Origin of the sequence: Streptomyces sp. TG1A-60, assembly GCF_037201975.1 — a bacterium.
GTDB lineage: Bacteria > Actinomycetota > Actinomycetes > Streptomycetales > Streptomycetaceae > Streptomyces.
Genome location: NZ_CP147520.1, coordinates 7,304,379 through 7,328,065, shown reverse-complemented (window position 1 = coordinate 7,328,065; position 23,687 = coordinate 7,304,379). Strand labels below are relative to the sequence as shown.

Below are 23,687 nucleotides of genomic sequence, written 5' to 3'. Positions count from 1 at the left end.
GACGGGAACAGGCCCCGTCCTCATCGCCGCGTACCGTCGCCAGCAGCAGCCCTTCCCACAGAAGCTCCACGCAGCCACCCCCCGAAAGCCGACTGTAAACGACCGACAACCCTGAAACCCCCCGGGCGGTGGGCGCTCAGTCCTGTCGGCGCGGCATGCTGTCCCCAGGAACGGCCGGGGGCGGTGGTGCGGTGGTGATGGAGATCCCCGAGAAGTCCCGACCCTGTACCACGGGGCCATTCTGAGTACCACCGCTGATCGTGTTGATCACCTCGCCGTCACCGGTGCGTACCAGCTTCGCCTGCTCATGCCATGGCCGAAGCCCGTCCCCGAATTCCTCATCCACCGAGGCCCGCACCGCCAGAGCGGTGCTGAGCGCCTGCGCACGCGTCACATCGGCCGGCGCCTGGCCCAAGGCCACCAGCTCGGCTTCGCCGGAACTGACCGCAGAGGCCTGGCCGGAGCCCCGCCCGGACCGGAACGGGCGCCGCACCAGGGCGCTCAGCCCCGCCCACGCCTGCCGGCCCACCTCACCGCCGACGCCACCCGCGAGCGCCGCCAGCAACCCCACCGATACCGGATCCACGTCCAACCACCCTCCGTACGCGCTGTCACCAGGCTCAGCACACGCTACGACAGACACGGTTCCGGGGGAACCGCGCTCTCCGCCAGCGCGGAGCCGCCACGGGTCCGCGAACGCCTCGGGTGAGAAGTCGTCGAGATGCAGGCCCAGCCTCGCCGCCGATCAGCGCGGAGGCCACGGTGTACGGGTCGGAGAATTCGGACGAGAACCCCATGGGTTTCCGATCAATATGCGGCCCTTACGCCCTTTCTGATTCCACTCCTGGTGGGACGGGTTCACCCGGCTCCACCCGGCGGTCAGCCTGGAACTGATCCAGGGTCAGCAGGACGACATGCGACAGGCGTTGGTCCAGGGATCGTGCGACGTGGCTCTGTTGTACGCGTTCGGTGACGAGGCCGGACTGTCCTGTACGACGCTCCGCGCCAGCCGTCCGTACGTCATCGTGTCCGCGTCGCGGCCGTTCGCCGCGGCGCACGACCTGCACCCATGGCACGAGTCCCCTACCTGCGCCGCGAGGACGCCGACGAGGCGCGACAGCCCCTGTACGACCGTCTGGAGGCCGAACGCAAGGTCCCGACGGCGAACATCTTCCTCGCCCTGACCAACACCCACGCAGCAGCCTTCCTGACCATCGGTCAGCGGAACGCCGCCTGGCCGGTGAGCGCCTGTCCCACGACCAGGGTGTGCATCTCACTGGTGCCTTCGTAGGTCAGGACGGACTCCAGGTTGTTGGCGTGGCGCAGCGGCGAGTACTCCAGGGAGATGCCGTTGGCTCCCAGGACGGTGCGGCACTCCCGCGCGATGGCGATCGCTTCTCGCACGTTGTTGAGCTTGCCGACGCTGATCTGCTCGGGCCGGATGCGGTGCTGGTCCTTGAGCCGGCCCAGGTGCACGGCGAGCAGCGCGGCGTTGCCCACGGACACGCTCATGTCGGCGAGCTTCTTCTGCGTGAGCTGGAAGGCGCTGATCGGCTTGTCGAACTGCACGCGGGAGTCGGCGTATTGGATGGCCGCCTGGATGCAGTCGCGGGCAGCGCCGACCGCGCCGAACAGGATGCCGAAGCGGGCCTCGTTCAGGCAGGCCAGCGGTCCGCGCAGGCCCTCCGCGAGCGGCAGTCGCGCCGAGTCGGGCAGCCGTACGTTGTCGAAGTACAGCTCCGAGGTGACGGAGGCGCGCAGGGACATCTTCTGCTTGATGTCCTGGGTGGTGAAGCCCGGTGTTCCGCGCGGTACGAGGAAGCCCCGGACTCCGTCCTCGGTCTGCGCCCAGACGGTGGCCACATCGGCGATGCCGCCGTTGGTGATCCACATCTTGGAGCCGTTCAGGATCCAGTCGCCGTCGTCACGCACGGCTCTGGTGCGCATCCCGGCGGGGTTGCTGCCGAAGTCGGGCTCGGTCAGGCCGAAGCAGCCGATCGCCTCACCGGCGGCGAGCCGGGGCAGCCACTGAAGCTTCTGCTCCTCCGAACCCCACTTCCAGATGGAGAACATCGACAGCGAGCCCTGAACGGAGACGAAGCTGCGGAAGCCGGAGTCCGCCGCCTCCAGCTCCAGACAGGCGAGGCCGTAGCTGACCGCGTTCGTCCCGGCACAGCCGTGGCCTTCGAGATGCATTCCCAGAACACCCAACTTCCCTAGCTCGGGGGCGAGTTCGCGGGCGAAGTGGGCGTTCTCGAACCACTCGCCGATGTACGGGCGCACCCGGTCGGCGAGGAACTTGGCGACGGTGGCCTGGATCTCGCGTTCCTCGTCGGTGAGGGTGGAGGAGATGTCGAGCAGGTCGAGGGGGTCCTTCATCGGCTTGGCGCCGCTCATCGTGAGCTCCTGGGGTTCGTTGTGATCGATTGGGTCGTGCTGCCCGCGCCGGCGGCTCACGGCCGCCACGTCGGGGTGTCCCGTGGTTCAGTGCGATGGGCGACCCGTTCGGCATGAGTGCGCAAACGGTCGCCCGAGCGGTTTCCCGTCACCACCAGCGGTCCGGGGGCGACGCCGGGCGGGTGGGCTCGACGACGGGATGCCCCTGGCCGAGGCAGGCGCCGGTCCGCACGACACTCACCCTCGACCCGACCGCGACGGGCGCCGTCCCGGTAGCCCGGCAGAGCAGGTTGAATCCCTCGTTCATGGCGACGAACCACGTGTTGTGCGGGACATGGCCATGGCGGCGGACCACGCCCCCGTCCCCCGCGCTGCGTTCCCGTGGAAGGCCACGGACCCGCAGGCACGGCAGAACGAGCGGCGGTAGGCCGCAGTGCCGCACCACAGGCAGCGCTGGAAGAACAGTGCGCCGTGGTCCGCCGGTGCCTTCGGGTGCGGCAGGCGCCGTCGTGACGGCGGGCCCGGTCGTGACGGCGGGCCCGGTCGTGACGGCGGGCCCGGTCGTGACGGCGGCGGCCACTTCGCGGTCTTCCTTGGTTTCGGTGTGTTCGAGGGTGTCTGTCCGGAGCATGACGGCCTCCTGCACGCAGTTCGGTGGCCGGAAACGGGAGATCGAAATCCGATCTGGCTCCACCACCCTGGCCCTGCCACAGATCCCCGGTCAACGACGAGCTGACGCATCTTTGTACGCGGAACGCGATCCGTTCACCGCGGTCAGAGCTGCCTTCCGCTGGCGGCCTGACGCGCCTCCCCACCTGGGCACCGGCGTCGCCACAGGCCGCCGCGACGATCGGCGAGGAGCGGCCGAGGCCCGCGCCGGGTCCGATGCCGACGCCACAGTCCGGTGCGGCGACAGAACCGCGGGGCTGACGCATCGACAGGCGGCCCGAGCCGCACCGCGACCGCGTCAAGCAGGTGCCGGCGTCTACGGTCACCACGCTCCCTCGACGGCTGCGGGCACCGACCAGGACGGGGCGTTCGGCGACGGCACGGGCGGCGCACGGTCCCGGTACCGGCGCCCCGGGTTCCGTGCCCGGCCTCGGCGTAGATCCTGAGGTCGTACCCCGAGCAGAAGGACCGTCCCGCGCCCTGGAGCACGATCACGCGCCCGTCCGGGTCGGTGCCCGCCCTGCGCACCGCCGCGGCCGGTCCGCCGGCCATACGGGCTATTCCCCGAGGGCACCCATCGCGCGATCAAGCAGCACGGACATCGGAACCTCGCCCTCACAGGCCACCCAGACCGTCATGGCTGCGTCCAGGCAAGCGAGCGCGGCAGCGACCAGTGCCCTCGGACGAGGGTCCTCGAGATCGCCGGGACCGGCTCCGAGACGCCGGGCGATCTCCGGCACCATCAGCTCCCGCCAGTACAGCTGCTTCTCGAAGTGCCGGGCGCGCAGCGACGGAGTCTCATTGAGCATGCGCAGGTACCTGAGCGCCTGCTCGGGCGCCTCCGCGATTCTGTGCATGAGGACGTCGAACGCCCGGCGCAGCGCCTCCCAGGGGCGCTCGCTCTCGGGACGTGTGGCAAGCTCTTCCGCGATCTGGCGGCCGGAGTCCTCCAGGCGGCTCAGGACGATGTCTTCCTTGGTCCCGAAGTACCGGAAGAGGGTGGCCCGTGACAATCCCACCTCGGCGGCGATCTGATCAACCGTCGTCCGGTCGAATCCCTGCTCGGTGAAGAGCCGGTGCGCCACCTCGACCACCTCCGCGCAAACCGTCGCACGCACGCGCTCTCGCAAGCCGGTCGGCTTGCCTGCGGACGGGGCGGAAGGTCGTGCGGATTCGGTCATACATGCAAGAGTACAGCAAAGGCTCAACTTGATACCGAGTATCAGACCGTAGGTCGTGAAGGACGACCGACTCCGCCACCTGACGGCGGGAACGGGGCCGAACAGCACTGCCCCACGCTCGCTGCGGAACTGTCGCACGCTCACAGGTCGTTCGCCCGGCCTGCCGGTGATGTGCGGTTGTGCGGCGTCGCCCTGGGCCTGCGTGAGGATGTCGGCACATCCCAGGCCATGAGGCGCTGGGCGTAGGCCTGGGACCGATGACCGCGCTACGCCCCCACCCACGCATCGGTTCCGTCCGAGAAGCTCTGGTGCTTCCAGATGGGCACCTCGTGCTTGAGGTCGTCGATCAGTTTCCTGCAGGCTTCGAAGGCCTCTCCCCGGTGCGGACACGCCACGGCGACCACGACCGCCGTGTCTCCCACCGCGAGTTCCCCGACCCGGTGCACCGCGGCGAGGGCACGCACCGGGTAATCCGCCACGACCTTCTCAGCGATCCGCATCATCTCGGCCTCGGCCGTCGGGTGGCACGAGTACCCCAGGCCGTCCACGTCCGCGCCCGCGTCATGGTTGCGCACCGTGCCGACGAACAGTGCGATCCCGCCCGCCGCCTCGTCGCCGACAGCCTGGAAGACCTCGTCGAGGCAGAGCGGTGTCTGCCGTATCGCCATCAGCCTGATCGGCTGGGGGTGCGCCTGTTCACCGGGGTGCTCGTGTGTTTCCTGGACCGCCATGCCTGCCTGTCCGCCTGTCTGTGAGGTGGGTGGGTCGGGGTCAGCCGCCGATGGCCGACATGGGGCGGTCCGGCTGCAGGAACGAGGGTTCGTCCAGGCCTGAAGCCGCCTTCTTGCCCCACATCGCCACACGCCAGATCCGCGCGATCTCCTCGTCGGGGGCGCCCGAGCGGAGTGCGATGCGCAGGTCGGTCTCCTCGCGGGCGAAGAGGCAGGTGCGTACCTGGCCGTCGGCGGTCAGGCGGGTGCGGTCGCAGGCCGCGCAGAAGGGTCGGGTGACCGAGGCGATGATGCCGACGCGGTGCGGCCCGCCGTTCACGACCCAGCGCTCGGCCGGGGCGGGGCCGCGCTCCTCGTTGCCCTCGGGGGTGAGATCGAAGCGGGTGCGCAGCGAGGCGAGAACGTCGCCCGCGGTCACCATGGCCTCGCGCTTCCAGCCGTGCTGGGCGTCGAGGGGCATCTGCTCGATGAACCGCAGCTCGTAGCTGTGCTCCATGGCCCAGGAGAGGAGATCGGGGGCCTCGTCGTCATTGAGGGCGGGCATCAGGACGGAGTTGACCTTCACCGGCGTCAGGCCCACCGCGCGGGCCGCTGCGATGCCGTCGAGCACCTCCTGGTGACGGTCCCGGCGGGTCAAGGTCCTGAAGACGTCCGGGCGGAGGGTGTCCAGGGAGACGTTGACCCGGTCCAGGCCCGCGGCCTTCAGGGCCGTCGCCGTGCGCTTGAGGCCGATGCCGTTGGTGGTGAGGGACATCTGGGGGCGCGGGTCGAGGGCGGCGACCCGCTCGATGATGCCGACCAGGCCGGGGCGAAGCAAGGGCTCGCCACCGGTGAAGCGGGCCTCTGCGATGCCGAGGAGACGGACGGCGATGTCGATGAGGCGGACGATCTCGTCGTCGGTGAGCAGGTCGGGCTTGGACAGCCACCGCAGGCCCTCCTCGGGCATGCAGTACGTGCAGCGCAGGTTGCACCGGTCGGTCAGTGAGACCCTCAGGTCGGTGGCCACCCGGCCGTGGGTGTCGATGAGCACGCGGGGCCTCTCCTCAGGCAGGTCGGATTCTTGTGGCTCGTCGGCGGGCGCGCGACGACTCGGCGCCCGCGGTCATGCGGCCAGGAGCGCGCCTGGTGACGACACCCGGGCCACAGGGACGGAACCGTGGATGGGACCGGGCACGCGGGACAGGGGCAGGCCCGTGCCGTTGTGGGTGTGGGCGATGATCTCGGCGGTGATGGAGATCGCTGTCTCCTCGGGGGTGTGGGCGCCGAGGTCCAGTCCGATCGGTGAGTGCAGGCGTGCGAGGTGCTCATCGGACACGCCGGCCTCACGCAGACGTTCCAGGCGGTGTTCGTGGGTACGACGGGACCCCATCGCGCCGATGTAGCCGGCCGGGAGGTCGAGGGCCAGGCGCAGCAGCGGGATGTCGAACTTGGCGTCGTGGGTGAGGACGCAGATGGCGGTGCGGGCGTCGACTTCTGTGGCTTCCAGGTAGCGGTGGGGCCAGTCGACGACGACCTCTTCGGCGTGTGGGAAGCGGGCGTGGGTGGCGAAGACGGGGCGGGCGTCGCAGACGGTGACGTGGTAGCCGAGGAAGCGTCCGGTCTGGCTGAGGGCGGCGGCGAAGTCGACGGCGCCGAAGATCAGCATGCGGGGCGGCGCCGCGTGGGTGTGGACCAGGAGCGTCAGCTTCTCCGGGCAGGTGTCGGCATCCCCACCGACCTCGAAGCGGGCGGTCCGGCCTGCCCGCAGCAGCGCGCGGACCCGTGCCGCCACCGCCCGGTCCTCCTGCCGGCTGCCCAGTGTCCCGTCGTACGCGCTGCCGCCCCCGAACACGGACAGGGTGCGGCCGAGAAGACGCTGCGGCCCGTCCACCACCTGTGCCACGGCGACGGGCCGACCGGACGTCACCTCTTCCAGGGCGGTGGACAAGTGGGGCTGGTCGGCGGGGTCGACGCGCTGGACCAGGACCTCCAGCTCGCCGCCGCAGGTCAGGCCCACGGCGAAGGCGTCGTCGTCGGAGTAGCCGAACCAGGCCCGCTGCGGGGGTTCGCCCGGCTCCAGCACCTGCCTGCACAGCTCGTAGACGGCGCCTTCCACGCATCCTCCGGAGATGCTGCCGACCGCCTTGCCGTCGGTGTCCACGGCCAGTGCGGTGCCGGGTGGCAGGGGTGCGCTGCCGCTGACCTGGATGACGGTGGCGAGCGCGAAGGGGCGGGCTTCGCGGCACCAGCGGGACAGCGTGTCCGCGATGTTCAGCATGAGTGGATCTCCTCGTGCGGTGGGGAAGCCCGCCGCCGCGCCGGCATGGGGGGATGGGGGGCGCGGCGGCGGGCCGATCAGTGGGACGGTTCTCAGGGCCCCGGCCGGATGGCGGGAGGGGCCCCGTGCCGCCCGGGGTTCAGAGCAGGGCTTCGGCGGTGATGGGCAGTTCGCGGACGCGTCGGCCGGTGGCGTGGAAGACCGCGTTGGCGATGGCGGGTGCCACGCCGATCTGCACGAGTTCTCCGAGGCTCTTCACGCCGATGGGGTCGGCCTTGTAGTCCTCCCCGTTGAGGTAGACGGCCTTGAGGTCGGGGATGTCGGCGTTGACGGGGACGAGGTAGTCGGCGAGGTTGGCGTTGACGATCCGGCCGTCGCGGTGGTCGGTGACCGTGTGCTCGAGGAGGGCCGCGCCGATGCCGCCCACCATGCCGCCGATGGCCTGACTGTCGGCGAGCTTGGGGCTGATGATGCGCCCTGCGTCGTACACGCCGAGCATCCGCCGTACCCGGACAAGGCCGAGCCGGGCGTCGACCGCGACCTCGGCGAACATCGCGGCGTAGCCGTACATCGAGAACCGGCTGTTCTCCTCTGGGGTCCAGGACCCGCGCGCCTCCAGGTGGGTGCGGTTGTTGCGGGCCAGAAGCTGCCGGTAGGTCTCCCCCGCGCGGTGTTGCCCTTGACGTGCAGCCGTCCGCCGCGGACCACGACGTCGTCGGCGGCGACGCCGTGCAGCGGTGAGCGCTCGTCCTCCACCGCGAGGGTGATGGCCTGCTGCCGCAGCTTGTCGCAGGTGTCCTGGACGGCGGACCCCACACTGGCCGTGGTCTGTGAGGCGCCCTGTGGCGGGGCCGGCGGCATGGTGGAGTCGCCGAGCCGGAAGTCGACGTTGCGTACGGCCAGGCCGAGGGCGTCGGCGGCGATCTGGGTCATGGAGGTGTACGTGCCCGTACCCACGTCATGGGTCGCGGACTGGACCACCACGGTGCCGTCGGCATCGAGCCGGGCGTGGGCGTGGGCCGTTCCCAGGAAGACGTCGTAGCAGCCGGTGGCAACGCCGGTGCCGATGAGCCAGTCGCCGTCACGGGTGGAGCGTGGCCTGGGATCGCGCCGGTGCCAGCCGAAGTCGCGGGCGCCGACGCGGAAGCACTCGCGCAGCCGCCGGGTGGAGAAGGGCTGTTGCGTCGACGGGTCCTCGCCGGGTTCGTTGCGCAGCCGCAGCTCGATCGGGTCGATGCGCAGTTTGTAGGCGAGTTCGTCCATCGCGGTCTCGATGGCGAAGGCGGCGCTGCCGTAGCCGGGGCCGCGCATCCACATCGGGGTGCTGACGTCGAGCGGCACGATCTGGACGTTCTGGCTGACGTTGGGCACGGCGTAGAGCATCTGCCCGAGCGCCTGGTTGGCCTCCCAGAACTGCTCGTAGCGGGAGGTCTCGTACCTCATCTCGTGGGTCATCGCGGTCAGCCGTCCGCGCCGGGTGCTGCCCAGGCTCAGCTTGTACTCGTACGCGGGCCGGTAGCCCACCGTGAAGTACATCTGCCTGCGGGTCAGCGAGAGTTTCACCGGGCGTCCCACCTCGCGTGCGGCGAGTGCCGCGATGACGACGTGCACCCAGGTCCGCAGGGCGTTGCCGAACGCGCCGCCGACGAACGGCGAGAGGACGCGCACGTTCTCCGGCGGAATGCCGAACACCGACGCCGCCTCGTTCTGCGCGCCGATCACCCACTGGGTCTTGTCCCACAGCGTGAGCTTGTCGCCGTCCCAACGGGCGATGGTGGCGTGCGTCTCCATCGGATTGTGGTGGTTGCGGGAGAGCCGGAAGGTCATGTCCATCCGGACGTCCGCCGAACCCAGCGCTTCCCGGGCATCGCCTCGCGCGTAGGGCTGCGCGAAGGGCGGGGGCCCGTCCACGGCCGGGCTGTCGTTCAGGTCGGTTGACGGCTTCTCGGCGTCGTAGGAGACCTCGACCAGGTCGGCGGCGTGTTGCGCGGCCTCCAGTGTGGTCGCCACCACCACGGCGACCGGCTGACCGAAGAACTGGACGGCATCGTCCTGGAAGGCGCGCAGGCGCCGGCCCGGGAAGGGGAAGGTGACCGGGTTGTCGCGGTACGCCAGCCTGGGCGCGTTGCGGTGGGTGATCACCTTCAGGACGCCACGCTGGGCTTCGGCGTCGCGGGTGTCGATACCGGCGACGCGTCCGCGCGCGATGGTGCTGCTGACGATGACGGCGTGGACGACGCCGTCGATGTCGTGGTCGGCGGCGTACTTGGCCTGGCCGGTGACCTTCAGCCGCCCGTCCACCCGGGACACCGGTGCGCCGACGGCTGCCTGTGGCTGCTGGCTCACTTGCCACCTCCTACGACGCGCAGTTGGCGCTCGATGGTCCGTTTGAGCAACTCGACCTTGAAACGGTTGTGTTGGAGGGGCCGGGCCCCGTCCGCCGCCCGCTTGGCCGCCTTTGCCCACAGGGCGTTCGACGGCCGCTGCCCGACGAGCTGCCGCTCGACGGCGGTGAGCTTCCAGGGGACGGTGCCCACGCCTCCGGCGGCCACCTTCGCTTCGCGGATCACTCCGCCGCGGATGTGCAGCGCGACGGCCGCAGAGGTGAGCGCGAACTCGTAGGACTGCCGGTCGCGCACCTTCAGGTAGCCCGACTTCAGCGGACGCGGAAGGGCCGGAACCTCGACAGCGGTGATCAACTCACCCTTGCGCAGGGCCTGTTCACGACGGGGTGTGCTGCCCGGCTTGAGCAGGAAGTCGGCGAAGGGCACGGTCCGCTCCCCGGCCGGGCCGAGGATGTGCACGGTCGCTTCCAGGGCGGCGAAGGCCACGGCGACGTCGGAGGGGTGGGTGGCCACGCAGTCGTCGGAGGTGCCGAGGATGGCGTGGGTGCGGTTGACGCCGTGCAGGGCCGCGCAACCGGATCCCGGCTCGCGCTTGTTGCAGTCGGCGCTCACGTCGCGGAAGTAGGTGCAGCGGGTGCGCTGCATGATGTTGCCGCCGATGGTCGCCATGTTACGCAGCTGCGCGGACGCGCTCAGCTCCAGCGCCTCGGAGACGACCGGATACAGGGCGCGCACTCCCCGGTGGGCAGCGGCATCGGCCATCCGCACCAGCGCGCCGATGCGCAGGCCCCCGCGCTTGGCGACCGTGATCTCGCGCAGGGGCAGGGCGCTGATGTCGACCAGCGTCTCGGGGCGTTCGACGGTCTCGCGCATCAGGTCGACCAGCGTGGTGCCGCCGGCGATGTACCGGCCGCCGTCGCGGCCCGCGTCGAGGGCTTGCCGGGTGCTGGCGGCTTTGGTGTAGGAGAAGGGGTGCATGGGGAACCGTGCCTCATTTCCCGCGGGCGGTCTGCTCGACCGCGCGCACGATCTTCACGTAGCAGCCGCAGCGGCAGATGTTGCCGCTCATGAACTCCCGGATCTCCTCCGGTGAGCCGGTGTGCCCCTCCTTGACGCAGCCGACACCGGACATGATCTGGCCGGAGGTACAGAAGCCGCACTGGAAGGCGTCCTGGTCGATGAACGCCTGCTGCAGCGGGTGCAGTCGGTCTCCCTTGGCCAGGCCTTCGATGGTGGTGACCTCGGCGCCGTCCAGCCGGACCGCCAGCGTCAGGCAGGAGTTGACCCGGCGGCCGTCGACCAGGACGGTGCAGGCGCCGCAGGCACCGGCGTTGCAGCCCTTCTTCGAGCCGGTCAGGTCGAGGTGTTCGCGCAGCAGGTCCAGCAGCGAGGTCCGGTTGTCGACCGTGACGGTGTGCCGCTTGCCGTTGACGGTCAGGGAGACGCGGCTGCCGGGCGGCGCCTCGGCGGCCTCCGCGGACTCGGCGCCGAACACGGACGGGCCCGCTATCAGGCCGCCCGCCACGACCGCACCGCCGACGACGGTGGTGGTCGCGATGAACGTACGCCGGGAGGGGGCGGACGGAGATCCCTCGGGGGAGAAACAGTTGACTCGGGGGGTTCGGTGGACATGCCCACTCTCTTGGTCGACGGAAGGCGGGAGAAGGAAGACAGGAGACGGAGGACTGGTGACTGGTCACGTCGCGAGACCGACGCGTGTGCTGATCAGACGAGGGCGCTCGGCGGCGGATGAGGTTGGGCCCGACTCTGCCTCTCCAGCGGGGCCGGCGGCCGGACTCGGCTGGAAGCTGTCGGCGTCCCTCACCGGACCACCTATGAGCCGTCGCGACTCCCCTCGGGGAGGCGGCGACCACACACCTGCCGGTCGCGCCGCAGGACGCTCATGCGGCGGCTTCCGCGTCGGATTCGGGCCGTGTGCAACCGTCCGGGAAACGGGCGAGCCTCGGTTTCTGAGCGAAGAACGCCCTGGCGCGTGTGCCAGCGCCTCCGTGTCCTTGTTCATCGTGCTGACCAGCGGTTCGGCGAGCCACGGCAGGTCGCTGCGGAGGTGGTGACACCCCACAGGGTGCGTCCGGCCATGGTCGCTTTGCAGTCGAGACCGGGAGGAGGGGATGCCCGGCCGGCTCGACCCACCGCTGCTCGACGTCGGCGGGCGGCAGCGTGGCGGCCCGGCGCGCGGGCAGCTCGGTGTTCTGGTCGCCGCGATGGCTGCCCAGGACGATGAGGAGTCGGCGGGACATGGGGATCTCCTTGGTCGAGCGCGCGGATGACCGCCGCGGGTGAGCGGTCCCGCGAGGCGGCGTGGACTTCTGCCGTGTCCCGGCGGTGCCGGTCGCGTCGGAACCGTCAGGACACGGGTCACGCCGCAGCGGACGAGGCGGGCCTCGGCCCAGAATGAGTGCGGCGCCCGGATCCGAGCCCGGCCGGCAGCCGCCTCACCAGGCCTTCGGTGCGGCACGACTCCACTGTGCGGCAGGCGGCACGATCCAACGAGCACGCTGTTTTGAGACGACTCGGCTGAGTACGACTGCCGTTGCTACGACTGTCGTTGGTACGTCTGGCAGTAGTAGTCGGCGGCCCGGCCCTCGGCGGTGGAGCGCGTGACAGAAGCCGGTGTTGCGCGACACCCTCGGCCTGCTTCGCCGGCCTGTGGCTGTTCCGCCGCGGGTGACATGCCGACATCGCCGTGCCGGGGCGGACTCCGGTGGCCGGACGCGCTGCGGCACGGGCCGTCCGGTCGGGCCGTCCGGTCAGGTCGGCTGAGGAGATCGGCCTGACTTGGGCCGGGCGCTGGGATTCATGTGCCGTCGCTGGTGGACGGCCACGTCACCGATCTGCGCGGCGGCGACATCCTTCTCAGAGTGACACACCGGGTGCACGAGCAGGGCCCGTCCAGTCAACAACCGGCTGCCGACCGCCGCTCTTCCCGGCGGGAGCTACGGGACGGTGAGAACCGGCGGCGGCCTGCCGAGCCGCGTTCCAGAGGTCAGCCGTCGCGCAGCGCCCTGTGGATCTCACCCAGCGAGCCGGTCAGTCTTCCGTAGTCGGCCGGGGCCAGCGGTTCGAAGCCGTGGCCGGCGAGCTGGTGCGGTACCCGATCGAGGCACCGGACGACCTGGACCGCCGGCGGGCCGCGAGGGGCCTGGAGCTCCTGGCGGACTACACGGACCGGACTCGCCGGCGGTTCCCCCTGACGGGGAGCAGGCGCCAATGCCGCATTGGCCGTGGCCGGCCGGATTCCTCCCCCTCAGGGCTGACTGGATCAAGGTCAGCCACACAGAACCGTGGGACACGACGGTGGTCGGCTGCACCGGGCCCCGTGCCCCGCCGCGGGCGCCCGTGGTCGAGCTGCCGGAAGACCGTCACCGCTCTCACCGATCGGATACCCGCCAGGGCCTCCTCGGAGCGGTCAGCCGAGTGCGCCGTCGGAGGACCTCGCCTACCTTTGTCGCAGGCCGCAAGGGCTACACCCAAGCGTAGAAGTGCGATGGCACCGTCCTCGCCCCTGCTGGGCGAGGCTGACCGGAAGGCACGCTGAACATGACCAGGCAACGCGATCGTTGGACGGAACTGACAGGCGGACAAGCCGGAGAGGAGTACGCTCAGCGATTCGCGCGGCTCGCCGAATCCGGCCACGACATCCACGGCGAGGCCGCCTTCTGTGCCGCACTGCTGAAGCCCGCCGCCCGGATACTCGACGCCGGCTGCGGCACCGGCCGGATCGCGATCCGACTCGCCGAGCTGGGCCACTACTGCACCGGCGTGGACATCGACCCCTCCATGCTCGCCGTCGCCCGCCGCGACGCCCCCACGCAGGAATGGTTCCTCGGCGACCTGGCCCGTCTGGACGACCTCGGCATGAATCCGGGCTTCGACCTGGCGCTCGCCGCCGGAAACGTCATCCCCCTGCTGGCCCCCGGCACCGAACCAGCCGTCGTCCGGCAGCTGGCCGCCGCACTGCGCCCCGGCGGACTGCTGGTCACGGGCATGGGACTGGACGCGGCACACCTGCCGCTGCCGGAGCCGCCGGTGACCCTTGCGGAGTTCGACCACTGGTGCACCCGGGCCGGACTGACCCTGCGGCAGCGCTACGCCACCTGGAGCGGCGATCCCTTCCACCAAGGCTGCGGCTATGCCGTCAGCGTGCACTCCCGCCCCACCACGTGAGTCCGCGCCCTGTCCGCGACCGCCCTGTCCGGCACCTTCCGCGACGCTGTCGCCCGGTCGGCGGTCACCGACCACGTCGGCGCACGACGGTGTACGCCCCGGGCGCATGCCCACGTGATCCCACACCTTGATCGTCTACACCACGGGATCGCACGGGATCGGACACACCACCCACGCTCTTCCACCCGTCCCCGTGTGATCAAGACCGCGGCAGCTCTGTCAGCGCCACGTGCGCGTTCGGCGTGGACCGGCTCGTCCTCGGCGGCGACATCATCGAGATCGGCACCGACTTCCACCGCCCGGCGCACACCGAGGCCCGGCCGGACGGCGACTGACCGCACGTGCCAACCGCGATCACGCTCCGGATGTCACACACTCGCACCCGCGCCGGCACGAAGTCCGCCGGCTCCTGCGGGGCCGACTCACCGTCGGAGAACACCAGCGCCCTCAGGCACCCGGTTCGCCGGCGGTTTCGAGGGCGAGACGCAGATCGGTCTCGGTGTCCGCGTCCGGCTGCCGCTCCGGGTGATCCGGCTGCCGATCGCCTCGGGGGCGACGTGGTCCACAGCCGGGCGAGCGGCATGTGACGCGTGCTAGGGGGCGCGGCCCCGATTCGGCCGGGGCGCGCCCCCTCGGTCAGGACCGCGTCGGATCAGGCCGCGTCACGCGGCTCACCGGTGCGCCCCCGGGCCCAGCAGCCCGGGCAGCGGGTTGACGAGACCACCGCTCGGCGACTGCCGATGGGCGGAGGGCCCGGTCGGCCAGACCGCGGGGCAGTGGGCGCCCTTGCGAGGGGTCTTGAGTGTGAGGAGGTAGGTGTCGATGGCGTCACGCGCGCACGGGCTCAGCCAGTAGTCGCCGTGGCCGACACCGTCGTACGTGAGGAACACGGCCTCGCGGCCGATCTGACGGGCCGCGTTGGAGCCCCAGGAGTGCGGGGTGGCCACGTCGTAACGGCTGTTGGTCATCAGGATCGGCGGGGTGCCGTCAACACGGAGCCGGTGCGGCGGGTTGGTCACCTTGGTCGGCCAGTCCTGGCAGCCGGTCAGGTCGGTCCAGGCGAGGGAGCTGAGACGGGTGACGGGGGCGAGACGGGCGAGCTTGCGTTCGTAGCGGGCGAGGGTGGCGTACGAGGACACGTCGAAGTCGTAGTCCTGGCACATCACGGGGAGGTACGCGAACTCCGTCAACTCACCACGCTGCCTGACGGACCGTCCCGCGGCGGGGTCGGCGGCGTCCGTGTCGGCCAGGAACTGGGCGAACTCGAACCAGGAGGCCGGGTCGTACATGTAGCTGAAGGCGACGCTCTGGAGATCCTGGGGGGTGACGGTGTAGGGCGGGTCGCCCGGCAGGACCAGCTCACCGGCTTCGGCGCGCTGGTAGAGCGAGTCGAACAGGGCACGGACGTCACGGTCGTGGAGCACGCAGGACGGCGTACGGGCGCACCAGTCGGCGAACTGGCCGTACGACTCCTCCATCGCGACGGTCTCGGTCTTCTGGTAGTGCCACTTGTCCAGGCTGTGATCCATGTTCGAGTCAAGCGTCATCGCGCGGACGCGGTGCGGGTAGCGCGCGGCGTACTGCTGGCCGATTCCGGTGCCGTAGGAGACGCCGTAGTAGCTGATCCGCTTCTCGCCGAGGCCGACGCGGATCGCGTCCATGTCGCGGATGACGCTCGCGGTGTCCATGTGGTCGACGAGCCGGCCGGTGAGGGCGCGGCAGTTCTCGCCGAGCGCGCGGTTCGCCGCACGGAGGGCGGCGAAGGATGCGGTGCTGTCCGGGTAGAGCGACTCACCCTGCGCGGCCACCCGGTCCTCGTCGCACATCACCGGGTTGCTGAGGCCGACACCGCGCGGGTCGAAGCCCACGATGTCGAAACGCTCCAGCAGTTCGGGCGAGAAGGAGTCGGGGGCGCCGAACGCGAAGCCGACGCCGGAACCGCCCGGGCCACCGGGGTTGATCAGCAGTGAGCCGATGCGGCGCTCGGGATCGGTGGCCAGATGGCGGGCGAGGGCCAGGTCGACGGTGGCGCCGCCAGGCCGCTTCCAGTCCACGGGCACCTTGATGGTGGCGCACTCGAAGGAGCCCTGGCCGGAGGGTGATGCACAGGGTTCCCAGGCTATGCGCCCGGGCGGCGGGGTCTTGGCCGAGGCTGCCGTGCCCGAGGGGGAGGCGACGGCGGTCCCGGCGAGCAACTGGCCGAACAGCGCTGTTACCAGGGCTCCGACGGCCAGTCGCCTGCGCCCTCTCGAACGCGGGGCCAGTGGGGGGGTGAACGGCACGGATGTTCCTCCATGGGTCAGGAGTGCACAGAGGGATCACAGCATGGCCCCGAACATCCGTGCAGGACAAGAGACATGATGTTTCATCAGACAACTGGTGCGGGCGTTACCCACGCTCGCCGGGCCGGCCCAGGCCTCGCTTTCCCGCGACGAGGCCTGGGCCGGCCGGGAGGATCGGGCCGAGTGGCCCCAGGACCATGGCCAGCGGGTCCGATGTCCTCCCGACCGTGGCTCCCGCCGTGACGGGGCACGCTCAGGCCGGCTTGAGCTGCCACTGCTGGCAGTTGTTGTTCAGCCACGCCCACTGTCGTACGTCGGCTCCGTCGGCCGTGGAGCAGTCGGCGACCTCGGCGACCTTGCTGGTGGCCTGATTGACGATCCGCACATAGCCGCCGCTCGTGGCGAGGAACCGGAACCGCTGGCAGGTGTTGTTCAGCCAGGACCACTGGCGCAGGTCCGCGCCGTCGGACGAGGAGCAGTTCTCCGTGTCCAGTACCTTGCCGCTGGCGACGTTGACCAGGCGGTGGGTGTCATCGCCCAGGTCCTCGAGGCGCCAGCGCTGGTTGTTGGCGCCGCTGCACGTCCACTGCCGCACATTGGCCCCGTCGGCGCTCGAACTCCCGGACACATCCAGACACTTGCCGCTGCCGCGGTTGACGACCGTGTACGTCGTCGAGGCGGACGACGGCTCTCCCGAGGGCCCGGCGGACGAGGCGCCGAGCCGCACCGGCGTGCCGAGGTTCGGCGTACCGTCCGAGTTCCAGGTGAACTTCTGCGCCCGCGCGGTCCGGCCGTTGTCGCAGCCGTCGCTCGCGCTGTCGTTGGCGTGATAGACGATCCAGCTCTCGGTGCCGTCGGGCGAGTTGAAGAAGCCGTGGTGCCCCGGCCCGTAGACACCGTTCGCGTCGTTGCGCTGGAAGACCGGCGTGGACTTCTTCGTCCAGGAGGAGGCGGCCAGGGGGTTGGAACCGGTCAACTCCAGCTGGCCGAGCTTGTAGTCGGGCGTCCAGCAGCCGCTCGCCGAGTAGACCAAGAAGGTACGACCGCCCCGCTGGAGTATCTCGGGGCCCTCGTCGACCGTGCCGCCCGAGCGCTCCCAGTTGTGCGTGGGCGTGGAGATCGTCGAGAAGGAGCCGCTGACCGTGTACGGGTTGGACATCCGCGCGGCTACGAGGTTCTGCGTGCCGCCGCTCGCACTGCCGAACAGGTACAGGCTTCCGTTGATGGTCGCCACGCTAGGGTCGAGCATCCAGGCACTGTTGAGCTGGTTCTTGTAGGTGTACGGACCCATCGGGTCCGAGCCGGAGCTCTCCAGGACGTGGGTGCGCTGAGTGGGGATGTAGTCGGAGACGTTCCGGCCCGCGACGTAGTACAGGTACCAGCGGCCGTTCAGGAAGTGCAGCTCCGGCGCCCAGATGTTGCAGCAGCGCGATGCCGCGTCACCCGTCCAGACCTGGACGCTCGGCGCGGTCGAGAGACCGGCGAGTGTCGGTGACTTCCGGATGGTGATGACGTCGGTCCAACTCGTCGTCACCAGGTAGTAGTTGCCGTTGTGGTACGAGATCCAGGGGTCGGCGCCCTTCTGGGCCTTGACCGGGTTGGCGAAGGAGGCGGCGCTCGCCGAGGGCTGGCCCAAGGACAGCGCGAGCAGGAGGGCCGCCAGCAGGGTCAGTAGGCGACGGGCCATCCGCTGCTCCAGTTCAGAAGGTTGATGCCGAGCTTCGGAGTGCCGTTGTTCTGGCCGTCGTAGTAGTGGTAGACGATCAGGTCACTGTCCCCGTCCTTCATGATGGACTGCCCTCCGGGGCCGATGTAGCGGCCGTGCGACTCCAGCACGGGCGTACCGCCGTTGTTCATCATGGCGACGCCGTTCTTGTCGTGGTACGGGCCGGTGATGCGGGCGGCCCGGCCGACCTTGACCTTGTACGTGGAGCTGGTGCCGGCGCAGCAGGTGTCGTACGAGGCGAACAGGTAGTAGTAGCCGTTCCGTTTGACGATGTACGGGGCCTCGACGGCCTTGGTGCCGGTGGGACGGAAGGCGAGCGAGTAGCGGGTGGTGTCGGACGAGAGCTGCTTCCCGGTCGACGGGTTGATCTGGATCATCTTGATCCCGGTCCACCAGCTGCCGAAGGACAGCCACCACTTGCCGTCATCGTCCACGAAGAGGTTCGGGTCGATGGCGTTGTAGTCGTTCGACGAACTCGACGTGTAGACGATGCCCTGGTCGGTCCAGCTGCCCGGCCGGCCGGTCGTCGACGTCGCCAGCCCGATGGCCGACTTCTGCGAGCCGAAGGACGAGACGGAGTAGTACATCAGGTACCTGCCGCCGTGGTACGAGATGTCGGGTGCCCAGGCCTCCGGCACGGTGGAGTAGGTGCGCCACCAGCCCGGCCTGCCGGAGAAGGCATCCGCGCCGCCGCTGAAGGCGATGCGGTTGGTGGAGGCGCGGTTGCTGATACCGCCGCCGGTGGCGTACAGCAGGTACTGACCCGACGACGTGCGGATCATCGTCGGGTCGTGGACCACGATCGCGCCGGTGACGGTGCCCGGGTTCGGATACGCGGACGCCGAGCTCGGGACGAGTGCGAGCAGGATCGCCGCGGGGACGGCGAGGAGAGCGGTTCTGCGGGTGCTTCTGCGAGCGCCTGTGCGGGAGGTGCGGCTCACGCGGATCCTCCTTGCGTGGGGACGGCCCCGTTCGGACGTGTTCGGCACGCCCGGAGCGCTGAGTGCGCTCGGGCAGGTCAGTGCGTTCGACATGGTGAACGCCGGTCACGACTTCGAACGGACCGTAGAATCGAACCCCTTGCGCGTCAACGGTTCGCGTAGCAACTCCCCTCACGACGGCCATCGAATCGCGTTCGACAACTCACCGGCCGCACAGATCGCTTGACACCACGCCAGGGTCGGCGGACCGGCCGCGCGAGACGATACGCATACGGGCGGCACCCACGGCACGCGTCTGGAGCATGGTCCGGCCCTCCGGGTTCGCGGTCGGCGCGCAGATGTTCCTGACGTGCGATTCGCCGTGGATCAGGATGTCCGGCTGGACGCGGCCCAGTTCGTCTACCGTCGCCACGGCGGCGTCCACCCCGTGGCGCGACAGGCGGTATGTCAGCTCCTTGGCATCCTTGCGCAGCCGCTCCTCCCAGGCATCGGCCTGCTCACGCAGCCGGGACAAGCCGGGCGGCGTGGGGATGGCCAGGCGACGGCTGATCCGCCCCGCGACCGTCACCAGCTCATCGCCGTCTGCGAGCTGCGCCAGGGGCGATGTTCCGGACCCTCTCGGGCAGCATCGCGAAGCCGTCGTCGTCACGCTCGTACAGCAGAACGGCTCCGCGCCCGCCCCACGCCGCGAAGGCGGCCGGATCACGGACGTTGCCGGGACGCGGAAACAGCACCTCCAGCACAGTGCCTCCCCCACGTGCACGACCTCGCCGTCCGGCACGCACCCCCGGCACCCCCGGAAACCCGTGCCCGACCCCGGGCGGTTCCGCAAGCCACTCTGCTCCGACCTCTCTGCTCGACTGTGCCCCGAGCGAACGCCTTTGGAATTCCGATCACCCGGGCACACTGGGCCTTGACAGGCCACCCCTCACTGCCCCGCCAGCCCCGTATGCGCCACCCCCCGCACGATCTGCCGCTGGAACAGCGCGAAAACGATCAGCAGTGGCAGGCCCGCGATGACGACCGACGCCATCATCTGCTCGTATCGCAGGCCGTAGGAGGTCTGGACGTTGACCAGGCCCACCGGGAGCGTCATGCCGCCCGGGTCCGTGGTCACCAGGAACGGCCAGAGGAAGTTGTTCCAGGTGGAGATGAATGTGAAGATGCCGACCGCCGCCAGGACCGGACGGGACAGGGGCATCACGATCGTCCAGAAGACACGCCAGCGGCCGGCGCCGTCGACGAAGGCCGCCTCCTCCAGTTCGCGGGGGACGCCGTCGAAGAACTTGACCAGGATGAACACCATGGCGGGCACGGCGACTTGGGGCAGGATCACACCCCAGTACGTGTCGACCAGGCCCAGCTGCACCATTTCCGCGAACAACGGGGCCATCAAGACCTGGGGCGGGACCATGATTCCGGCCAGGACGACGGCGTACAGCACCTTGCGGCCACGGAACTCCGTGCGTGAGAAGCCGTACGCCGCCATCGCGCACAGCACAACCGTCAGGATCGTCGTCATCACCGAGATGTACGCCGTGTTGAACATCCAGCGGCCGATATCGCCCGCCTCCCACACCCTCTGGTACGCGTCGAAGGTGAAGTGGGAGCCGAGCCAGCGCAGGGGCGTCCGTGTCGCCTCGCCTTCGGGTTTGAAGGACGTCGCCAGGGCCCACGCCAGGGGGAGGACCCACACCACCGTCAGGAGCAGGGCCGCGGCCAGCATGACCCAGCGGCCTGGAGTCCAACGGGCCTTGCGGCCCTCGTCCGTTGACGGTAACGCGCTCATGCCGACTCCCCTCTACGCCGCGACAACCGCAGCTGCACCAGCGACACGATCACGATCAGGGCGAAGAAGAGGTACGAGACCGCCGAGGCGTAGCCGATGCGGTAACCGGTGAAGCCGGACTGGTAGACGTACTGGAGGATCGGGCGGGTCGAGTCGTCGGGACCGCCGCCGGTCATGATGTACACCTGGTCGAAGATCTTGAGGGAGGCCAGGATCTGGAGAACCAGGACGACTCCCGTGGTGCGCTTCAGCATGGGGAGGGTCACATGCCGCAGCCGTTGCCACGCGCCCGCCCCGTCCAACTCCGCCGCCTCATAAAGGTGTTGAGGGATCGACTGCAACGCGGCGAGGTAGAGAAGGAAGTTGAAGCCGACCGTCCACCAGACGGTGGCTGCCACGATCGACAGCATCGCGTACCGCTCGTCCGTCAGCCAGCCGATCCCCGGGTGCAGGCCGAACCAGGCGAGCAGCTGGTCTGCGAAGCCGAAGTCGGAAGGGAAGATCACCCAGAGGAAGAGCAGGCCGATCACGCCCGACGGCAGGAGGAAGGGCGCGAACCACGAGAGCCGCCACAGCCATTGGACGAACCGCAGATGGTGCGAGAGCAGGGCGAAGATCAGGCCCATCACCACCAACGGGACCGTGGACAGGACCGTGAACCAGATCGTGTTCCACAGCGACGACCAGACGTCGGGGTCCTGGAATGCCTCCGTGTAGTTGTCGAAGCCGACGAACTCCCCTCCCTCGCCGGTGATGTTGTCGCTGCGCAGGCTCATCCCGATGCCGGAAACCAGCGGCCAGAGCAGGAAGAGCGCATAGGTGAGGAAGAAGGGGGCGATGAACACCAGGCCGTGCTCGGTCCACTTGCGGCGTACGGTGACGGGTTTCGCCGCCGCCTGCTCCGCCTGGACCGGGACGATGGTCGCGGTCGTCGTCGTGGTCACGCTGCACCTCCTTCGCTGACGAGTGGCTCACTGCCGAGCGCGTCGCCGACGGAGTGACCACCGCCGAGAGGATCGGGCGTGTCGAGCAGCTTTCGCAGCCGCTTCCTCGCCTCGCGCAGGGCGCCCGACGGCGTGCGCGATCCGGTGAGTACGCCCGAGAAGACCGCGCCCAGCTGGATCCACATCGGCGAGGCCGAGCCCGCGAACCAGGCTGGCTGGTCGAGGACCACGTCGTCGATGACGGACCGGTACGCGGACTGCGGCTCCAGTTCCAGATAGTCCGGTCGCGTCAGTGCGGGCAGATACGCGGGGACGTGGCCGCCCTTGGCCCAGTCCACGGAGTGCTCGAGCATCCAGGCGACGAAGGTGTGAGCCGCCTCTTTCGCCCCGCCCGAGCGGCCGTCCTGGTGCGGGAGTACGAAGGAGTGGCAGTCTGCCTGGGCGGTGGGACGCCCGAACAGGGCGGGTACGCGGGTCATGGAGAACGGCAGCTCGACGGTGGTGAAAGTCGACACCTCCCACTCGCCGTTTAGATGGAAGGCGGTCTTGCCTGCGTTGAACACCCCGATGGAGCCGGGGTAGTCGACGCGACGCACCATCAGCCCGTCCGCCGTGAGCCGGGCCATGAACTCGAGGATCTCCAGGGCCTTGGCGTCGTCGAGCGTGAGGCGTTTGCCGTCCGCGGACAGAACCGTGCCACCCAGCTGCGAGTAGAAGGTGGCGAACAGCCGCCAGGGCGTGACGCAGTCCGGTCCGGTCGTCTCGGCGCTCAGCCCGGGCGCGCCCGTGGCCTCCTTCGCCGCGCGCAGGGCATCCATGAACTCCCTCGCGCTGCGCAGGGGTTGCAGCTGCCGACCGTCGCCGAGCAGCCCGGCCTTCGCGCAGACGTCGGTGTTGTAGTAGAGCACCATGGGGTGGGTGTCGAGCGGGATCGCATACTGCTGCCCGCCGACCGAGCCGCGCTTGAAGATGTCCTCGGGAAACTGGTCGGCTCTCACGCCCAGTTCACGCAGCAGGTCCAGGTCGAAGGAGTCGAGGAGCCGCCCGGGCCCGAACCCCGCCAGCCGCGCCAGATGGAGCACCGCGACCTCGGGCGCCCGTCCTCCGGCCCCAGCCATGCCCAGCTTCGTGTAGTACGGCGTACCCCACTGAAGCTGGGTCGCCTCCAGGTCGATCTCAGGGTGCTCCCTGGCGAACGCGTCGACCAGCGCGGTCATGTTGGCCCCGTCGCCCCCGCCGAAGAGGTGCCAGTAACGCAGCCGGGTCTCCCCCTCGACACCGAAGGAGGGCGCGGCACACCCCGCCGCGCCCAGCACCAGCCCTCCGGTGCCGACGAGTAACTCTCTTCTGCTCAGGCGTGGTTCATCGCTCACGGTCCGCCCCTCGATCGTCCGAAATACCGAACTGTGCTCGCGAATTCGGACGGACGGTAGATTCCAAGCGCTTCCGAGTCAACGGTTCACGCAAGCTTTCGCACAACGGGCCGGTGGCGGTCGTCCGCGGGGGTGGCCGAGAATCGCGACATCCCACACCTGGTGGGCGCCAGCCGTCGGCCGATCAGTGGCGGTCGCGCTCCGGAGTGACCGAGGATCACAACGGCCTGGAGGGCCATGTGTGAGTACCTGAGCGAGATGGCGTGGCGGGCGGAGTCAGACGGTAGCCCAGTACTCCTGAGACATGGCGCACAGAGCGGCCGGGCGCCGAGGACGTCCAGGGGCAGGCGGGCTCCGCGTCTCCCCGGCGCTCCCCTGCGCCCATGGGGAAATCCCGCCTCGGAGTCCGGCGCGGGTCCCGACCAGCCGTGCGTGACACTGGCGATCACCTTTGGGACCAAGATCCGGACAATGTGCGGGCCAGCGGCCCGCCGAGTCCGAAGGGAACCGTTTCCCAGCCCCGCTCCTCCCCGGACCTCCCACGTGGTTCTCGTCCCCCAGGCCCGGACCGTCGCCGAGTTACGTGCCGCGCTGGCGGCCGTCGAGCGCCGCGGGGCGGTGCTCGACGGTGGGGCCGACGTCACAGACGGTGATCCCCCGTTACACGCGCTGTACGTGAGGTTCCTGTCGCCTGCCCGTACGGAAGCTGTCCGATGTGCTGTCAGTCCAGTCATGTGACTTGTTTTCCCAGTGACGAAGCCCATATTTAACGTTGAAGCTATTGGAGCCGCCACCGCACTCCGGTGTTGCGGCCCTGCACCTCCGCACGATGCTCGACATATCGACGCACGTCAGCGTTCAGTC

The 23,687-nt window shown here is 69.8% G+C and carries 18 protein-coding genes and 1 pseudogene; 2 read left to right on the top strand and 17 right to left on the bottom strand.

Translation table 11 applies throughout. The features are described 5' to 3' along the window. Positions 1 to 136: 136 nt before the first annotated feature. Positions 137 to 586 carry a hypothetical protein gene (locus tag WBG99_RS32175; RefSeq protein WP_338900555.1) on the bottom strand — a complete coding sequence of 150 codons (450 nt, stop codon included), beginning with the start codon at positions 584 to 586 and terminating at the stop codon, positions 137 to 139. Between the two features lie 483 nt (positions 587 to 1,069). On the opposite strand from WBG99_RS32175, the gene WBG99_RS32170 reads away from it, so the two are divergent. After that, positions 1,070 to 1,291, top strand: a complete 222-nt coding sequence (locus WBG99_RS32170; RefSeq protein ID WP_338899714.1) for a hypothetical protein — start codon at positions 1,070 to 1,072, stop codon at positions 1,289 to 1,291. On the opposite strand, the gene WBG99_RS32165 is transcribed toward WBG99_RS32170, so the two are convergent. From WBG99_RS32165 to WBG99_RS32125, 9 genes and pseudogenes are all read right to left on the bottom strand, one after another. After that, entirely contained in the window at positions 1,219 to 2,397 is a 1,179-nt protein-coding gene (locus tag WBG99_RS32165; RefSeq protein WP_338899713.1) for an acyl-CoA dehydrogenase family protein, read from the bottom strand. The two genes, WBG99_RS32170 and WBG99_RS32165, sit on opposite strands and share 73 nt — an antisense overlap. Positions 2,398 to 2,545: 148 nt before the next feature. After that, positions 2,546 to 3,028 (bottom strand): hypothetical protein, encoded by a 483-nt coding sequence (locus tag WBG99_RS32160; protein WP_338899712.1) that lies wholly within the window; start codon positions 3,026 to 3,028, stop codon positions 2,546 to 2,548. A 595-nt stretch (positions 3,029 to 3,623) separates the two neighbouring features. Continuing rightward, positions 3,624 to 4,247: a TetR family transcriptional regulator gene (locus WBG99_RS32155; protein ID WP_338899711.1), complete on the bottom strand. Its 624-nt coding sequence runs from the start codon at positions 4,245 to 4,247 to the stop codon at positions 3,624 to 3,626. Between the two features lie 266 nt (positions 4,248 to 4,513). Further along, entirely contained in the window at positions 4,514 to 4,978 is a 465-nt protein-coding gene (locus tag WBG99_RS32150; RefSeq protein ID WP_338899710.1) for a molybdenum cofactor biosynthesis protein MoaE, read from the bottom strand. Positions 4,979 to 5,018: 40 nt separating this feature from the next. Continuing rightward, complete coding sequence (gene moaA, locus WBG99_RS32145) at positions 5,019 to 6,008, bottom strand: GTP 3',8-cyclase MoaA (protein ID WP_338899708.1); 990 nt, start codon at positions 6,006 to 6,008, stop codon at positions 5,019 to 5,021. A gap of 72 nt (positions 6,009 to 6,080) precedes the next feature. Beyond that, a complete protein-coding gene (locus WBG99_RS32140) occupies positions 6,081 to 7,235 on the bottom strand; it encodes an XdhC/CoxI family protein (RefSeq protein WP_338899707.1) in 1,155 nt (384 codons plus the stop codon). Positions 7,236 to 7,374: 139 nt separating this feature from the next. After that, positions 7,375 to 9,581: pseudogene (locus WBG99_RS32135) on the bottom strand (xanthine dehydrogenase family protein molybdopterin-binding subunit). Beyond that, positions 9,578 to 10,558, bottom strand: a complete 981-nt coding sequence (locus tag WBG99_RS32130) for a xanthine dehydrogenase family protein subunit M (protein ID WP_338899706.1) — start codon at positions 10,556 to 10,558, stop codon at positions 9,578 to 9,580. The pseudogene WBG99_RS32135 and the gene WBG99_RS32130 overlap by 4 nt, the downstream one beginning before the upstream one ends. 13 nt (positions 10,559 to 10,571) lie before the next feature. Beyond that, the gene (locus WBG99_RS32125) at positions 10,572 to 11,105 is read right to left on the bottom strand and encodes a (2Fe-2S)-binding protein (RefSeq protein WP_338899705.1); all 534 of its coding nucleotides are present in this window, start codon (positions 11,103 to 11,105) and stop codon (positions 10,572 to 10,574) included. A gap of 2,036 nt (positions 11,106 to 13,141) precedes the next feature. Here WBG99_RS32125 and WBG99_RS32120 point away from each other — a divergent pair. After that, entirely contained in the window at positions 13,142 to 13,768 is a 627-nt protein-coding gene (locus WBG99_RS32120; RefSeq protein WP_338899704.1) for a methyltransferase domain-containing protein, read from the top strand. 671 nt (positions 13,769 to 14,439) lie between these two features. On the opposite strand, the gene WBG99_RS32115 is transcribed toward WBG99_RS32120, so the two are convergent. From WBG99_RS32115 to WBG99_RS32085, 7 genes are all read right to left on the bottom strand, one after another. Beyond that, complete coding sequence (locus WBG99_RS32115; RefSeq protein ID WP_338899703.1) at positions 14,440 to 16,050, bottom strand: alpha/beta hydrolase; 1,611 nt, start codon at positions 16,048 to 16,050, stop codon at positions 14,440 to 14,442. A 253-nt stretch (positions 16,051 to 16,303) separates the two neighbouring features. Continuing rightward, positions 16,304 to 17,737, bottom strand: a complete 1,434-nt coding sequence (locus tag WBG99_RS32110) for a family 43 glycosylhydrolase (protein WP_338899702.1) — start codon at positions 17,735 to 17,737, stop codon at positions 16,304 to 16,306. Next, positions 17,719 to 18,717, bottom strand: coding sequence for an arabinan endo-1,5-alpha-L-arabinosidase (locus WBG99_RS32105; RefSeq protein WP_338899701.1), 999 nt, complete (start codon positions 18,715 to 18,717; stop codon positions 17,719 to 17,721). The genes WBG99_RS32110 and WBG99_RS32105 overlap by 19 nt, the downstream gene beginning before the upstream one ends. Positions 18,718 to 18,919: 202 nt before the next feature. Then, positions 18,920 to 19,285 carry a hypothetical protein gene (locus WBG99_RS32100; RefSeq protein WP_338899699.1) on the bottom strand — a complete coding sequence of 122 codons (366 nt, stop codon included), beginning with the start codon at positions 19,283 to 19,285 and terminating at the stop codon, positions 18,920 to 18,922. 360 nt (positions 19,286 to 19,645) lie between these two features. Then, a complete protein-coding gene (locus WBG99_RS32095) occupies positions 19,646 to 20,506 on the bottom strand; it encodes a carbohydrate ABC transporter permease (RefSeq protein ID WP_338899698.1) in 861 nt (286 codons plus the stop codon). Beyond that, complete coding sequence (locus WBG99_RS32090; protein ID WP_338900554.1) at positions 20,503 to 21,426, bottom strand: sugar ABC transporter permease; 924 nt, start codon at positions 21,424 to 21,426, stop codon at positions 20,503 to 20,505. The genes WBG99_RS32095 and WBG99_RS32090 overlap by 4 nt, the downstream gene beginning before the upstream one ends. A gap of 20 nt (positions 21,427 to 21,446) precedes the next feature. Continuing rightward, positions 21,447 to 22,766 carry an extracellular solute-binding protein gene (locus WBG99_RS32085; protein ID WP_338900553.1) on the bottom strand — a complete coding sequence of 440 codons (1,320 nt, stop codon included), beginning with the start codon at positions 22,764 to 22,766 and terminating at the stop codon, positions 21,447 to 21,449. Between the last annotated feature and the right edge of the window lie 921 nt (positions 22,767 to 23,687).